Origin of the sequence: Peribacillus sp. CSMR9, assembly GCF_033141925.1 — a bacterium.
Lineage (GTDB): Bacteria > Bacillota > Bacilli > Bacillales > DSM-1321 > Peribacillus > Peribacillus simplex_A.
In genome coordinates this window covers 1-14,594 of record NZ_JAOPHO010000082.1, presented here as the reverse complement: position 1 = coordinate 14,594, position 14,594 = coordinate 1, and the positions used below count along the sequence as shown (strand labels likewise).

The 14,594-nt window shown below is 43.4% G+C and carries 12 protein-coding genes, 3 tRNA genes and 1 rRNA gene; 12 read left to right on the top strand and 4 right to left on the bottom strand.

The features are described 5' to 3' along the window. Nucleotides 1-146: 146 nt before the first annotated feature. From rrf to N9I19_RS21875, 4 genes are all read left to right on the top strand, one after another. A 5S ribosomal RNA gene (gene rrf / locus N9I19_RS21890) occupies nt 147-262 on the top strand. 45 nt (nt 263-307) lie between these two features. Then, nucleotides 308-382, top strand: a tRNA-Asn gene (locus N9I19_RS21885). A 3-nt stretch (nt 383-385) separates the two neighbouring features. After that, nucleotides 386-458: transfer RNA gene (locus N9I19_RS21880), tRNA-Thr, on the top strand. Between the two features lie 31 nt (nt 459-489). Next, a tRNA-Glu gene (locus N9I19_RS21875) sits at nt 490-561 on the top strand. Nucleotides 562-602: 41 nt separating this feature from the next. Here N9I19_RS21875 and N9I19_RS21870 read toward each other — a convergent pair. Together N9I19_RS21870 and N9I19_RS21865 are read right to left on the bottom strand one after the other, a co-directional pair. Further along, nucleotides 603-1,349, bottom strand: a complete 747-nt coding sequence (locus N9I19_RS21870) for a TraR/DksA C4-type zinc finger protein (protein WP_317778964.1) — start codon at nt 1,347-1,349, stop codon at nt 603-605. 142 nt (nt 1,350-1,491) lie between these two features. Continuing rightward, nucleotides 1,492-2,412 carry a 1,4-dihydroxy-2-naphthoate polyprenyltransferase gene (locus tag N9I19_RS21865; protein WP_061465341.1) on the bottom strand — a complete coding sequence of 307 codons (921 nt, stop codon included), beginning with the start codon at nt 2,410-2,412 and terminating at the stop codon, nt 1,492-1,494. A 298-nt stretch (nt 2,413-2,710) separates the two neighbouring features. Here N9I19_RS21865 and N9I19_RS21860 point away from each other — a divergent pair, with 298 nt between their 5' ends. The 7 genes from N9I19_RS21860 to N9I19_RS21830 all read left to right on the top strand — a co-directional run bounded on the left by N9I19_RS21860 (nt 2,711) and on the right by N9I19_RS21830 (nt 10,882). Further along, nucleotides 2,711-4,120: an isochorismate synthase gene (locus N9I19_RS21860; protein ID WP_317778963.1), complete on the top strand. Its 1,410-nt coding sequence runs from the start codon at nt 2,711-2,713 to the stop codon at nt 4,118-4,120. Next, on the top strand, nt 4,113-5,864 hold the full coding sequence (menD, locus tag N9I19_RS21855; protein WP_284469426.1) for a 2-succinyl-5-enolpyruvyl-6-hydroxy-3-cyclohexene-1-carboxylic-acid synthase: 1,752 nt from the start codon (nt 4,113-4,115) through the stop codon (nt 5,862-5,864). Before N9I19_RS21860 ends, menD begins: the two co-directional genes overlap by 8 nt. Then, complete coding sequence (gene menH, locus N9I19_RS21850) at nt 5,861-6,682, top strand: 2-succinyl-6-hydroxy-2,4-cyclohexadiene-1-carboxylate synthase (RefSeq protein ID WP_284469427.1); 822 nt, start codon at nt 5,861-5,863, stop codon at nt 6,680-6,682. Before menD ends, menH begins: the two co-directional genes overlap by 4 nt. Before the next feature lies 1 nt (nt 6,683). Further along, nucleotides 6,684-7,502, top strand: coding sequence for a 1,4-dihydroxy-2-naphthoyl-CoA synthase (menB, locus tag N9I19_RS21845; protein ID WP_317778962.1), 819 nt, complete (start codon nt 6,684-6,686; stop codon nt 7,500-7,502). 85 nt (nt 7,503-7,587) lie between these two features. Then, complete coding sequence (locus N9I19_RS21840; RefSeq protein WP_317778961.1) at nt 7,588-9,069, top strand: o-succinylbenzoate--CoA ligase; 1,482 nt, start codon at nt 7,588-7,590, stop codon at nt 9,067-9,069. Continuing rightward, entirely contained in the window at nt 9,066-10,169 is a 1,104-nt protein-coding gene (gene menC, locus N9I19_RS21835; RefSeq protein WP_317778960.1) for an o-succinylbenzoate synthase, read from the top strand. Before N9I19_RS21840 ends, menC begins: the two co-directional genes overlap by 4 nt. Before the next feature lie 566 nt (nt 10,170-10,735). Continuing rightward, nucleotides 10,736-10,882, top strand: coding sequence for a hypothetical protein (locus N9I19_RS21830; protein WP_155727454.1), 147 nt, complete (start codon nt 10,736-10,738; stop codon nt 10,880-10,882). 53 nt (nt 10,883-10,935) lie between these two features. Here N9I19_RS21830 and N9I19_RS21825 read toward each other — a convergent pair whose 3' ends face one another. Further along, nucleotides 10,936-11,631 (bottom strand): response regulator, encoded by a 696-nt coding sequence (locus tag N9I19_RS21825; protein WP_317778959.1) that lies wholly within the window; start codon nt 11,629-11,631, stop codon nt 10,936-10,938. Further along, on the bottom strand, nt 11,624-13,234 hold the full coding sequence (locus N9I19_RS21820; protein WP_317778958.1) for an ATP-binding protein: 1,611 nt from the start codon (nt 13,232-13,234) through the stop codon (nt 11,624-11,626). The genes N9I19_RS21825 and N9I19_RS21820 overlap by 8 nt, the downstream gene beginning before the upstream one ends. A 142-nt stretch (nt 13,235-13,376) precedes the next feature. Here N9I19_RS21820 and N9I19_RS21815 point away from each other — a divergent pair, with 142 nt between their 5' ends. Further along, entirely contained in the window at nt 13,377-14,441 is a 1,065-nt protein-coding gene (locus tag N9I19_RS21815) for a DctP family TRAP transporter solute-binding subunit (protein WP_317778957.1), read from the top strand. Nucleotides 14,442-14,594 lie beyond the last annotated feature (153 nt).

Genomic DNA, 14,594 nt, shown 5'->3' with positions numbered 1-14,594 from the left:
GATAGGTCAGAGGTGGAAGCGTGGCGACATGTGGAGCTGACTGATACTAATAGATCGAGGACTTAACCAACGCTTTTAAAAAAATGAAATACCTTCTTATATTATCTAGTTTTGAAGGAATGAAAATTCTTCAAAAATGAATATAGTCTGGCAATGATGGCGAAGAGGTCACACCCGTTCCCATTCCGAACACGGAAGTTAAGTTCTTCAGCGCCGATGGTAGTTGGGGGTTTCCCCCTGTGAGAGTAGGACGTTGCCAGGCTATTCATTTAAATCTTTAAATGGGTTTTAGGAAACATTATATTATTCCGCAGTAGCTCAGTGGTAGAGCATTCGGCTGTTAACCGAACGGTCGTAGGTTCGAGTCCTACCTGCGGAGCCATATGCTTCCATAGCTCAGTAGGTAGAGCACTTCCATGGTAAGGAAGAGGTCAGCGGTTCGAATCCGCTTGGGAGCTTCCCAATCTATCTATGAACAGAAAATAGTCCGGCCCGTTGGTCAAGCGGTTAAGACACCGCCCTTTCACGGCGGTAACACGGGTTCGAATCCCGTACGGGTCATAACAAAAAGGGAAGCATACATACATGTATGCTTCTTTTTTTCATTTTTTTTCATTGATATAATTATCCTTTTGATTATAGGGAATGTCTCCAAGACTGGAATCATTCCCTTCATCTAGTGTATTTTCATATAGCTTTTGCTTTTTGTTCGGCATATTCACCCTATTTTCCCCTTCGATATCATTTGCGGCAAATCCTTCATAGTCTTCAGGAAATCCATTCGTTTCACCTTCGGTTTTATAAAGATCATTATAATTGTCATGATCACCTGTGTAATCAGATGGCGTTTCGGATGTACCGAATTTGGCGACTTCACCAAAGCTATCTTCTTTATCAACTATTTCATTTCCATGACGATTTTCAAAATCATCACCCTTGGATGGGATCAGTATATCTTCTTCCACCGGTCGGTCTTGTGCAATTGGTCGTTCCGGGGCATGCTCGACACAGTAGAGAGTGCTTGGAATCGCTTCAAGTCTATCGATAGGGATTTCTATATTGCAGGTTTTACAATGGCCATACGAACCCTCTTCTATGGCATTCAATGCTTCTTCTATTTTATCCATTTCAGATTGTGCATGCTCATCAAGTGCTTGGTTCCGTTCCATCTCGAATAATTCGGTTCCAAGATCAGCAGGATGATTATCATAAGATGATAATTCCCCAACAGATTCCGTCTGGCTTTTATCAAGAACGGATCGTTCATCATTTTGAATCCTATTCCCAAGTTCAGCTTTTTCTTGAAGCAGTACTTTTCTGAATTTATGCATTTGCTGTTTCGTTGCCATATCCATTCACTCCTTCTAAAGTCCATATCTCATTTTATATTTTTATGATGGTTGTATTATCTATTACCCGAATCGGAGTATAGGAAAACAAAATGAACGGAAGATAAAAAAAGGACTGAGCGGATAGCTCGGTCCTTGAAAATTATATAAGATAGCTGATGAATAAACCAATGGCCATAAGTAAGCCAAAGAAGGTGTTCGTTTGGGCCGTTGCTTTCATTGCCGGTACCATCGTGATCGGCTGTGTTTTACCAACGAAGCCTTTGACTGCGGCCATGGCTTTCGGGATGCTAAGGAAGGCAAGGAGAATCCACGCTGTTACATTTCCAGTAAGGACTAATCCAACCAGCCATAAATAAGAGAAGGCAAACATGATTGCCATGAATGTCAGGGCGTTTTTCCTGCCCATCACTACAGGCATCGTTTTGCGGCCATGTGCCTTATCTCCATCGTGGTCACGGAGGTTATTGGATAAGTTGATTAACCCGACCAATATTCCACTAGGGATGGCAATTAAGATGGCTGTTGAAGATACATAACCGGTTTGGATGAAAAAGGCAATCAGGATGATCAAAAAGCCCATGAACAAACCAGAAAATAGTTCCCCGAATGGTGTATATGAAATGGGTAGTGGACCGCCTGTATAAAGGTAGCCAACAAGCATGCAAACCAGTCCTACTGCTGCAAGCCACCAAGATGATGCGGCACAGATATAGATTCCAAGTATCAGGGCGATGGCATACATGCCAAGTGCCAAGGTCATGATGAGTTTTGGGGTCATCCCATGACGCACGATCCCGCCACCGATGCCTACGGATTCCTCCGTATCCAAGCCTCTCTTGAAATCATAGTATTCATTGAATAAATTAGTTGCAGCTTGAATCAGGATACTTGCAATCATCATGGCAGCGAATAGTAACCAATTCACTCCATCTTCCAAGAGTGCAATCACAGTTCCAAGTAAGACTGGGACAAAAGCTGCGGTTAGTGTATGTGGACGAATTAACTCCCACCAAATCTTCCAGGTCCGTTTAAGGGGAAGTCCGTCGTATTCTGTTTGCATTATTTCTCTCCTCAAAATCATTATTGGTTCTTTCGAAATTATAACAAATATTGAAATGTTGCACAAAAGGTTATCCTAATAAGTGTAGGAAAACTGGGGAAGTGTGTCAATTGGATTTCATGAAGATTCTCTTCCAAAATCAAGGATATTTCTCTTCATTCGCTAAGATTCATATAATAAGGAAAAAAGCAGGCATGAATCGTTCGGTAAAGGGGCGTTTTATTGACATGAGGTTGAAGGGAGGTGTATCTTTAAATAGGTTAAAAAGCTTTTAAAATGTACATTTGGGGGGATTTTCTTGGCTATCTCAGAAGAAACTGAACAGTTTCAGGGACTGGCTTCAGCTATACAAAAGGCGAAGGACTTGAATGATCAAGTTCTATTCAGTCATATTAAGAAAGTTAATTGCAACAACCCCCTTTCATTTTATCAAGCTGGAAGAGAACGGTACGCGGGTGAACGCTTTTTCTGGGAGGACCCTGCAAAGGAAATAACCATCACCGGTTTAGGCACTGTTAAGAAACTCAAAGCGGCATCGAATGCCGAACGTTATAGAGAAGTCGAAAAGAGCTGGATCAAACTGCAGAATACTGCTGTCAAAACGGGATTGACCGATGTAGAAGCGACCGGTCCTTTACTGTTTGGGGGCTTTTCTTTTGATTATGAAACTAACAGTACGCTCCTTTGGAATCAATTCGGGGACAACCTGTTTTATATACCTGCCTTCATGCTATCAAAAGTGGGGAAACAAGCTTACTTAACGACAAACTTACTTTGTTCGCCTGATGATTCAGAAAAACTCTTCATAGATATGATAAATGAACGGGAAGCCTTCCTTTTCAAAAGCCTGGACGGCACTGGATTGATCCCTAATGCCTTGGTTTTGCAGAAGGAAGTCAAACCTGAGGAATGGAAGCGGACGGTCGCAGAGGCTGTTCAGGAAATCAAGACGACAGATCTCGATAAGATTGTTTTGGCAAGGGAGCTTCGAGTTGTTTTCGAGCGTTCCATCGATTCAGGGAAAGTGCTTGAGCAATTGATTGCTGAGCAGCCATTAAGCTATATTTTCAGTTTGGAAGCTGGTGGTGACTGCTTTGTCGGTGCCACTCCCGAACGTTTAATTAAGAAACAGGGAAATGAAGTTTTCTCTACCTGTCTTGCTGGATCGATGGGGCGAGGGAAAGATGAGCAAGAAGATGTTTGTCTTGGTGAAGAATTGCTTCATGACCAAAAGAATTTACAAGAGCACCAATATGTCGTGTCGATGATATCAAATGCCTTTGATTCTGTATGTAAAAAGGTAATGGTCCCGGCTGAACCGAAACTTATGAAAAACCGTCATATCCAGCATTTGTATACACCGGTCCGCGGTATATCCAAGGAAGGTGTCACGATTTTTGAATTCGTCGAGAATCTCCATCCTACACCCGCTATGGGCGGACTTCCAAAAGAAAAGGCCGTTGTCCGGATTCGGGAAATGGAAGGTCTTGAGCGCGGCTTTTATGCGGGACCATTAGGCTGGGTGGATACGTATGGAAATGGGGAATTCGCCGTAGGGATACGTTCTGCCCTAATACAGAACAATGAGGCATCGCTCTTTGCGGGGTGCGGCGTAGTTGAAGATTCGGCTCCCGAAAGTGAGTTCCGGGAAACGGGGATTAAATTCAATCCGATGCTAAGTGCTTTAGGAGGAAATCTTAATGAATGACCGAGATGCATTGACAGCGTATGCTGCTTCATTTGTCGATGAGCTGGCACAAAATGGGATGAAGCATGTGGTTGTGAGCCCAGGTTCGCGATCCACTCCCCTAGCTTTGTTGTTAGTGGAACATCCTGATATCGAAATTCATATTAATGTGGATGAGCGTTCGGCTTCTTTTTTTGCCCTGGGCTTGGCTAAGGCCTTAAAAGAACCTGTCGGACTTCTTTGTACATCCGGTACAGCGGCTGCAAACTTTTACCCTGCCGTCATCGAGGCTTACTATTCAAGAGTGCCGCTAATAGTGCTGACCGCTGATCGTCCGCATGAATTGCGTGATGTCGGTGCCCCACAGGCAATCGATCAAATTCATCTGTACGGGAGACAAGTAAAATGGTTTGTCGAAATGGCACTTCCTGAAAGTACAGATGAGATGATGCGGTATGCAAGGACGATCGGTGCAAGGGCAGTGGCTACAGCGGCAACTGAACCTGCAGGGCCAGTACATTTGAATTTCCCGCTTCGAGAACCATTGATTCCGGATCTGGAGCAAGCAAAGGGATATAGGCAAAATAAAATGACGCCTGCAGTGTTGATTGATAGTGGAGAACGGTCACTGTCCGCATCACAAATAGATGCTGTTGCAACTACTTTGTCACAAGCTAAGCAAGGTATGATTGTATGTGGCGAATTACCGCATCCAGGGATGAAGGAAGCAATCAAAGCATTAGCGGATAAACTTGCTTTTCCGGTATTGGCTGACCCTCTTTCCCAGTTAAGGAGTGGGAGCCACGACAAAGCCATCATTATTGATGCGTATGATACGTTTCTACGCGATGAAGCGGCAAAAGCGGCTTTCAGGCCGGACGTGATTTTACGTTTTGGGACAATGCCTGTTTCTAAACCCTTATTGTTATTCATGAAAAAACAAAAACAAGCAATCACTTTGGTCGTCGATGGCGGAGCGGGTTGGCGCGAACCAGCCGGATTGGCAACGAACATGATTTACAGCGAAGAGAAAGATTTCTGCCAGCGTGTTTGTGAAAAAGTTACTGATGCCTCAGATGATAAATGGCTTGGCTTATGGCAAACTGTCAACGTAGCAACGAAGAATGCCTTAGCTTCCATCAGGGATGAAGAGGAATTAAGTGAAGGCAAGCTGTTCTCCCTGCTTGCTGATATGTTGCCATTGGAATCCACCTTATTTGTCGGGAATAGTATGCCCATACGAGATTTGGATACATTCTTTTTGAATAATGGAAAAGGAATCAAAACCTTTGCAAACCGTGGGGCGAATGGCATCGATGGGGTCGTTTCCACTGCTCTTGGTGTAAGTACGGTTTCGAAAAATACAGTACTGGCAATCGGGGATTTAAGCTTTTTCCATGATATGAATGGCTTGCTTGCAGCAAAACTTCAAAAACAAAATATCACCATATTGCTGATTAATAATGATGGGGGCGGCATTTTCTCCTTCTTGCCACAGGCGAATGAGAAAGAACATTTCGAAATGCTATTCGGCACCCCTCATGGGCTTGATTTTTCCCATACTGCAAAGCTGTATGGCGGTAAATACAACAAGGTGCAAAATTGGGATGAGTTAAAGAAGGTATTTACAGAGTCATTTGGAATTCAAGGTCTGAAAATCATTGAGGTGCCGACCGAAAGGGAGTCCAATTTACAAAAGCATCGAAATTTGTGGAGTTTTGTTTCCCAGGAAATAAAAATGGTGTTAGACAGGGAAATATCATGAATATTGTCAGCAAGGATGTCACTTATGCTGTTGAAATAACGGGAAATGGAGAACCTCTTGTACTTTTGCATGGATTTACGGGAAATCGGGATACATGGAATTTCCTCATTCCGCTATTGCGTGATAGGTATACAATGATCATGGTCGATATCATCGGTCATGGCATGTCTGCGTCACCGGCCGATCATCGAAGGTATGGGATGGAGCGGGTGGCTGAAGATATCAAGTACATTTTGGATGAGTTACATTTCCCGAAAGCCCATATCCTTGGATACTCGATGGGCGGCAGGCTTGGATTGGGATTTGCCTGTTTGTATCCTGAGTATGTTGATACATTGATATTGGAAAGCGCTTCACCAGGCCTTTTAACAGAAGAGGAGCGGGAAATCCGAAGGCAAAATGATAGGAAGCTTGCTGAAAGGATTCTTGAAAAGGGCATGGAAGCTTTTGTGGATCAATGGGAAAACATCCCGCTGTTTGAAAGTCAAAAACGGTTGTCGGCCAAAACCAGGTCAGCCATTCGGGAGCAGAGGAAGGCAAATGTCCCTGCCGGCCTTTACAATAGCCTTCTTGGTATGGGGACCGGCAGTCAGGCTTCTTACTGGGAAGACCTGAAAAACCTTGATTTCCCTGTGCTTCTTGTAACCGGTGAACTCGATCCTAAGTTTTGTGAAATTGCGGACTCGATGAAAAAAAAGCTGAAGCAGGCTGAATGGAAAATAATAAATGATGCCGGACATGCGATTCATGTGGAAGATGGAGAAAAGTTTGGTAAAATAATAAGTGAGTTTTTGAAGCGAAATCGGAGGAGGAATTAAAATGACGGTACAATGGGAAACAATACGTGAGTATGACGAAATTTTATATGAAAAATATAACGGGATTGCGAAAGTGTCCATCAACCGACCGCATGTACATAATGCATTCACGCCAAAAACGACTGCTGAAATGATTGATGCATTCGCAAGGGCGCGTGATGATTCCAGCATAGGTGTCATAATTTTAACTGGTGTAGGCGGCAAAGCATTCTGTTCAGGCGGAGACCAGAAAGTACGCGGGAATGGCGGATATGTAGGTGAAGATAACATTCCACGTCTAAACGTTCTTGATTTGCAGCGTTTGATTCGTGTAATTCCAAAACCGGTCGTAGCGATGGTTGCAGGATATGCAATTGGTGGCGGTAATGTTCTGAATGTGGTGTGTGACTTGACGATCGCTGCTGACAATGCAGTATTTGGACAAACTGGACCTAATGTGGGAAGCTTTGATGCCGGTTATGGCTCTGGCTACCTGGCACGTATCGTGGGCCATAAAAAGGCACGTGAAATCTGGTACCTATGCCGTCAATACAATGCCCAGGAAGCATTTGATATGGGATTGGTAAACACGGTGGTACCTTTAGACCAATTAGAAGCGGAAACCGTTAAATGGTGTGAAGAAATGCTTGAGAAGAGCCCAACTGCACTTCGTTTCTTGAAGGCGGCAATGAACGCTGATACTGATGGCCTTGCAGGTCTTCAACAATTAGCTGGTGACGCTACACTTTTATACTATACAACTGAAGAAGCAAAAGAAGGCCGCGATGCATTCAAAGAAAAACGCAATCCGGACTTTGGGCAATTCCCTCGTTTCCCTTGATGAAACGCGTGAAATGATGAGACTGACAGCTTGGCGGATAATCGCCGGGCTGTTTTCTATATCAAATGGAGGAGGATAAACAATCATGGCAGAAGAAAAGTTGCCGAACTGGCTGAAAAATCGGGCGCATCTTTCACCAGATCGCCCGGCAATTGAATTTGAAGGCCATACGTATAGCTTTCTTGAACTGCATACATTATCGGAGAAGATGGCTGGCAAGCTGGCAAGCATTGGTCTGAGGGCTGGCGATTCATGCGCGGTTTTACTCCGTAACCATATTGATGGTGTTGTCGTTATCCACGCACTATTTTATCTCGGTGTGAAAATTGTGATGCTGAATAATAAGTTAACGGCAAAAGAGTTGGCCTGGCAGATTGAGGATAGTGAGACTTCCTATCTTGTTTCAGAAGGTTCCTTTTCCGAAAAACTCTCGGAAATTGGTTGTATTCTCCCGAATTTACACCTTCACTTAATGGAAGAATTGCCGGATGAAGGAGCGGCAGAGATTCTTCAAGAGTTTTATCTTGAGGATACGGCTACGATCATGTATACCTCAGGTACGACAGGAAATCCAAAAGGTGTGATCCAAACCTTCGGCAACCATTGGTGGAGTGCTGTCGGGTCGGTGCTGAACCTTGGATTGCATGAGGGGGATTCTTGGTTTTGTGCAGTTCCGATCTTTCATATTAGCGGCTTATCCATCCTGATGAAAAATGTGATTTATGGCATGAAGGTCGTTTTGGCTGAACGGTTCGACGAACGGGAAGCAAACCTGAGCATCCAGGAAAATGGCGTGACGATCATTTCGGTCGTGACGGCGATGGTGAATAGGATGTTGCAGGATTTGAAGGGAACAAGTTATCCGGAAGCTTTTCGCTGTATGCTGTTAGGCGGCGGCCCAGCACCCGTTCATTTACTTGAAGTATGTAAGGAAAAAGGGATTCCAGTCTATCAGACGTATGGGATGACAGAAACGTCCTCACAGATTGTGACACTTGCACCGGAGTATAGCATGGCAAAAATCGGATCAGCGGGAAAACCTTTGTTCCCTTCGCAGTTACGGATAGAGAAAGACGGCAATATTTGTGAACCGGGTGCAGTGGGGGAAATCGTGGTTTCAGGTCCGAATGTGACGAAAGGCTATTTTAATCGAATGGACGCTACACTGCAGGCTATTACCAATGGATGGCTATATACAGGGGACCTTGGTTATCTGGATGAAGAAGGCTTTTTGTATGTGCTAGACCGACGCTCGGATTTAATCATATCCGGCGGTGAGAATGTCTATCCGGCTGAGGTTGAAAATGTCCTTTGTAAACACCCTGATATTTTCGAAGCGGGTGTGACGGGGATTGACGATGAAAAATGGGGACAGGTTCCACTCGCTTTTGTCGTCTTGCATCAAGGCGCTGAGACTAATGAGAGTGAACTGCTGGAGTATTGCAGAGAATATTTGGCGGCCTATAAAATTCCCCGGAACGTGATTTTTTGTCAGGAGCTTCCCCGTAATGGAGCGAGCAAGCTACTGAGAAGGGAACTGAAGAAGAGAATGGGGGAATGGCAATGAAGTTATCCTCCATTTCACTAAAGCTCGTTAAGGCCCCTTTGAAGCGGCCATTTAAGACGCATCTCGAAACGGTATCCGACCGGGAAGTGATAATTGTCGAAGCCATGGATGAAGATGGATTGATTGGATACGGGGAAGCGGTGCCTTTTGCAAGTCCTTGGTATACCGAGGAAACGATCAAAACATGCTTTCATATGTTGGATGACTTCTTAATACCGTTGACATTGGCAGGTCGGATTAGGCATCCTGATGAGCTGCCTAATTTATGGAGCGGAATCAGACGGAATGCGATGGCGAAGTCAGCTTTGGAACAGGCAATACTTGATCTATATGCGAAGCAGAATGGCGTCTATCTCGGACGGCTTTTTGGCGGCGAACGAAGTGAAGTGGCCGCTGGTGTTGTCGTTGCATCCAATGATATTGAAGACGCGATGCACCAGATTGAGGATTTTTCAAAATCTGGTTATCAGCGATATAAAATAAAAATCAATCCTCATAATGATCTGGAGTTTTTATCGGAAATCCGTCGGGCCTATCCAGATATCCCGCTAATGGCAGATGCCAATTCAGCGTACACGCTCGATGACATCCCACATCTGCAGAAGCTTGATGTATTTAAGCTGATGATGATTGAGCAGCCGCTGGGACATGACGATATTGTTGAACATTCCATTTTGCAGAAACAGCTGCAGACACCCATTTGCCTTGATGAAAGCATAAACTCATTTCATGATGCCAAAAGTGCGCTGTCACTCGAGAGCTGTGGGGTGATCAACATTAAGATGGCAAAAGTCGGCGGTTGGACAGAAGCTGTCAAGATCCATGATCTATGCTTGGGAAATGATGTGCCCGTTTGGTGCGGGGGGATGATTGAATTTGGCATATCGCGTGCACATAATATCGCTCTTGCCACATTAAAAGGATTCACGATTCCCGGGGATATATCATCCTCATCCCGCTATTGGGAAGGGGATATAATCGATCCGGAAGTCATTGTCAAAAATGGTATGATCCAGGTTCCTGATAAAGCGGGAATCGGTTTTGCCATCAATGAAAAGCGGCTAAAGGATTTGACTACATATAGTAAACTTTACAGGTGAAAAAAATCAAAGGAGGTGCATGGCCCGCCTCTTTTGAATCCATATTGCAGATTCACCCCCGTTTTATAATAATCCCCCTAGCTTGCAGTAATATATTATTCGCTGCATGCCTTCTAAAAAACCCATTTAATACATTTTGGATGGAAATCCCACCCTTTTAGAAAATGATTTTAATAGAATACTTACAAATATCAGTTTGTAGACAAAAGCAGGTTTGATAGGTCACACCCCGAATCATGGTGTTAAGAAAACTCGGTTACTCCTGCCGAATAACTGGCTACGAGACCCCGCAGGCGCTTGCTTTGATGAGGCATGGCAGACAGTCTATGGAAGAGCGGATTTCTGAAATCACTGGATCTTTTTTTATTTGTCTACATTCTGCAAATATTTTGCATCTCCAGTATTCCTTTTATAAAACGGGATTTTAGTGAAGGGAAATCATTTAAATGGCCCGATCAGTCAGATATTTTTTTGGAAAATGGGGCTTTGACTATTTTTTCTTTATTGGATTATTTTGTATAATGAAATAAAAGGATGGCAACTAAGGGATAGGGAGGGGAGAGTATATGAAAAGACCGTACCTTATTGCGGAAATTCTATTAAGAAGAGGCATGCCGGACTATGTCATTAAAGAAGTGACGGCGTTGGCGGAGTGTGAGCTGTTTCTTTTGAAGAGAAAGTGGGGCATATATGATCGAAAGACGGGAGCGTGAATGAATGAAAGTTAACAGGGAACCGTTTCGGTTCTGGCCGGTCCCCATGCGATTTAAGTTTTTCTAAGCCGGTACCTATTAACTGGACGGCCGATGCTGCCATACTGGACGTCAAGCTGAAGGATTTCTTCGCCGTGCAAGTATTCAAGATAGCGCCTTGCTGTAACTCTGGCGATTCCTATTCCATCAGCCACTTCTTCTGCCGATAAAGATCCAGGCTGAGTTTTTATGAATCTCGTCACTTGCTCAAGAGTAGCTCCATTCAATCCTTTAGGAACATCATATTTCGGACTCGTTTCAGAAGGTGTTTTATTTTGAAAGAGAATTCGGTCGAGCTGATTTTGAGAGATTTGATGGTCAGGTTCAACCTCCATCCGAAAAGCAAAATATTGTTCAAGTGTATGTTTTAGCCTTTCGAATTTAAATGGTTTGATTAAATAGTCAAAAGCCCCGTTCTGTATCATTTTTCGGATCGTTTTCTGGTCATTGGCCGCCGAAATGATGATGACATCCACATCAATTTGCTCTTTTCTGATTTGATAAAGTGTATCGACCCCGTTTAAAGAGGGCATGAAGATATCCAAAATGACAAGATCGGGTTTAATCTTCCTGATTTTCACCAAACCTTCAAGCCCATTTGAAGCTGTATCAACGACTTTAAAGGCGGGCAGGCGCTCGATGAACTGTTTGTTAACCTCTTGGACCATTGGGTCGTCCTCAATTAAAAGTACACGAAATTCTTTAGTCATTTTGGTTCTCCTCTATATCGTGCATGGGAAAAGAAATAAAAAAGCTTGTCCCTTCGTTAGGGCGTGTCGTGAATTTCATTTCGCCGTTCGCCTTTTTAACAATTTGGTCTATTAAATAAAGACCAATTCCTGATCCTTCCGCACCTTTTGTTGTAAAACCATATTCGAATATATCTTTATGAATGTCCTCGGGAATACCAGGTCCATTATCCTCAAGCACGATTTGACAATGCCGTTCATCTTGGTAAATGGATAGATAAACCTGTTTTGTTTCTTCTGCACAATGCTTTAGGGAAGCGAATGAATTTTCGATCAGGTTTCCGATTATCAAAACAAAATCGTGATGATCCATATCAGCTGGGAATTGGTCCAATTTCGTGTGCTTGTCCATGATGAGTTCGATTCCGAGTTCCCTTCCCAAGGAGATCTTACTTAATATAAGCCCCACTAAATTATCATCGTGAATGTGCTTCGTTAAAAACCTGGTCAGTTCCTCTTGCTCTTCCGTGATTTGAAAAATATAATGCAGTGCTTCGTCCAGATTACCTAGCTGGATCAATCCTGCTATCGTATGGAGTTTGTTCATATGTTCATGGTTCTGAACGCGCAGGGCTTCAACGAATGCTTTGACACTGGTCAACTCTTCAGCTAGCTTCGTCACATCGGTGCGATCCTGGAAAATGGCCACGGCGCCTATCGTTTTATCCGCAATCTTTATTGGTACCCGGTTGCTTACAATATTCCTGTTTTGAACGGATATTTCCTGATTGAAGATGGGGGATGTCCGGTCGAGCACTTCTGGCAGCCGGGTATCATTTATTATATCATTGATATTCTTGCCAATGACTGGACCGTTGATATTGAGCATTTGCTTAGCCTTTTCATTGAAAATCGTGATTTTTTGATTATTATCTATGGCGATGACCCCTTCATGCATGGCATTGAAGGCAGCGGTCCTTTCAACCAACATCCGTGATATTTCATGCGGTTCAAGTTGGAAGGTCTCTTTTTTTATCCGTCTGGCCAAGAGCCATGAGCCGCATACACCAAATAGGAGTGTAAGGATAAGGATAATCGCGATTTCACTTTTCAAATCCTTTATTAATTCCGGTATCGTCGGCAGGATGTTCCCAACCAATACAACGCCGATTTGCTCGTTATCCTTATCGAGGATCGGGACAAAGGCGCGAACGGAAATGCCGAGTTCGCCACCCGCCTTTGAAAGGTATTCATGTTCAGCGAACGCAGGGCTTTCGTCATTGCTGCTAGATGGGGTCCCCAATTGTCTGAACACCGGGTGGGAATAGCGTATATGCTGATTGTTGAGCACAACAATATAATCCGCTTGATGGATTTTCCTTAAGTTTTCAATCATCGGATTGAGTTGCGTCCATCCTTCAGGCTCACGGACCAATCTTTGTACTTCAGGGAGTTCGGCAATGGTGTGTGCAGTGATCATGGAACGTTTGCCGATTTCATCTTCCCTGACTGAAACGATATTTCCAAATATAAAAATCCCGCCTATAAGTATCGAAAAAGCGACGATTACGAATGATAGCAGGGTGATTTTAAATTGAATGGGCATATGAAAGGATTTATCCATTGTTGTTCCTCCATTACTTCTATACTTAATAGTAACAGAAGTTCTATCTATTTTCGCTACTTTTTCCCGCATTGTATTACGACAGCAAAAAGGCTGTGATAGAATAGTGATAATGTGAAGTGAGCGGTAGGGAGTTGTCGATATGCGTGCATTATGGGGGTATTTCGTTTTAATTGGCATGGGGCTGTTGATAGCAGTTTATATATCGTTTCAATCGTTCTTTACAAGCTTCGGTTTCAATTTGCCAAAGGATGAGGAGCAGGTGGGGATGAAGGATCAAATCGTGATTAAGTTCAGTCATGTCGTTGCCGAAAATACGCCTAAGGGGCTAGCTGCGAACCGATTTGCCAAACTTGTCGATGAATATACAGATCATCGTGTCAAAATTGAAGTTTACCCTAATCAATCATTATATAGTGATCATGAAGAAATTAATGCGTTACAAGAAAACAAGGTGCAGATGATTGCTCCAACTACATCTAAGATTACGAATATATCAAAAAAATGGATGCTATTGGACCTCCCTTACGTCTTTCCAACGGACACTGCGCTAAAGGAAGCTTTGAATGGAGAAGTGGGGGAAGAGCTGCTTAAGCAGCTGAATTCCATGGATATCGAGGGACTCGCATTTTGGTCGAATAACTATAAACAGATTACAAGCAATAAACCGATACGGCATCCAAGGGATTTTGCGGGAAAGAGTTTTAGAATCATGCCAAGTGCAGTCCTGGCAAGCCAATTCAAGCATTTTGGGGCGACAACATCGGAGCTGGAGTTTAATGAAACGTTTAAAAGCCTTGAAATCAATAAAACGGACAGCCAGGAAAATACGATCTCGAATATCTATTCCAAGAAATTATATGAGGTGCAAAAATATTTAACGATCAGTGATCACGGGTATTTAGGGTATGTCGTCATGATAAACAAGCCGTTTTGGGACAATCTCCCGTTGGATATTCAGCAGCAAATCAAACGTGCGATGGATGATACGACGAAATGGTTATGGATCAAATCAAATGAATTGAATCAGAAACAGCTTCTGGAAATCAAGCAAAAATCGAATATCGACATCTATACATTGTCAGATGATGAAAAGAAAGAGTGGATGGATGAAATGACGGTCATCTATCCGGAATTCGAATCCACGATTGGCACGGAATTGATGACGAAAATGGAAAAAATCCGCGAGAAGCATTTAAAAGAATAATGAAAACGGGCTCAAGAGCTTCGACTTTTGAGTCCATTTTTTTATTGGGGGACAAAAAAAGCGGACCCGTCAGGACGAGGGCACTGAAAAAGTCCCTTCGGGCCAATAGAGGTAGATTTTCTCAGTTTATTCTGAGGAAATCTACCTTTTTTT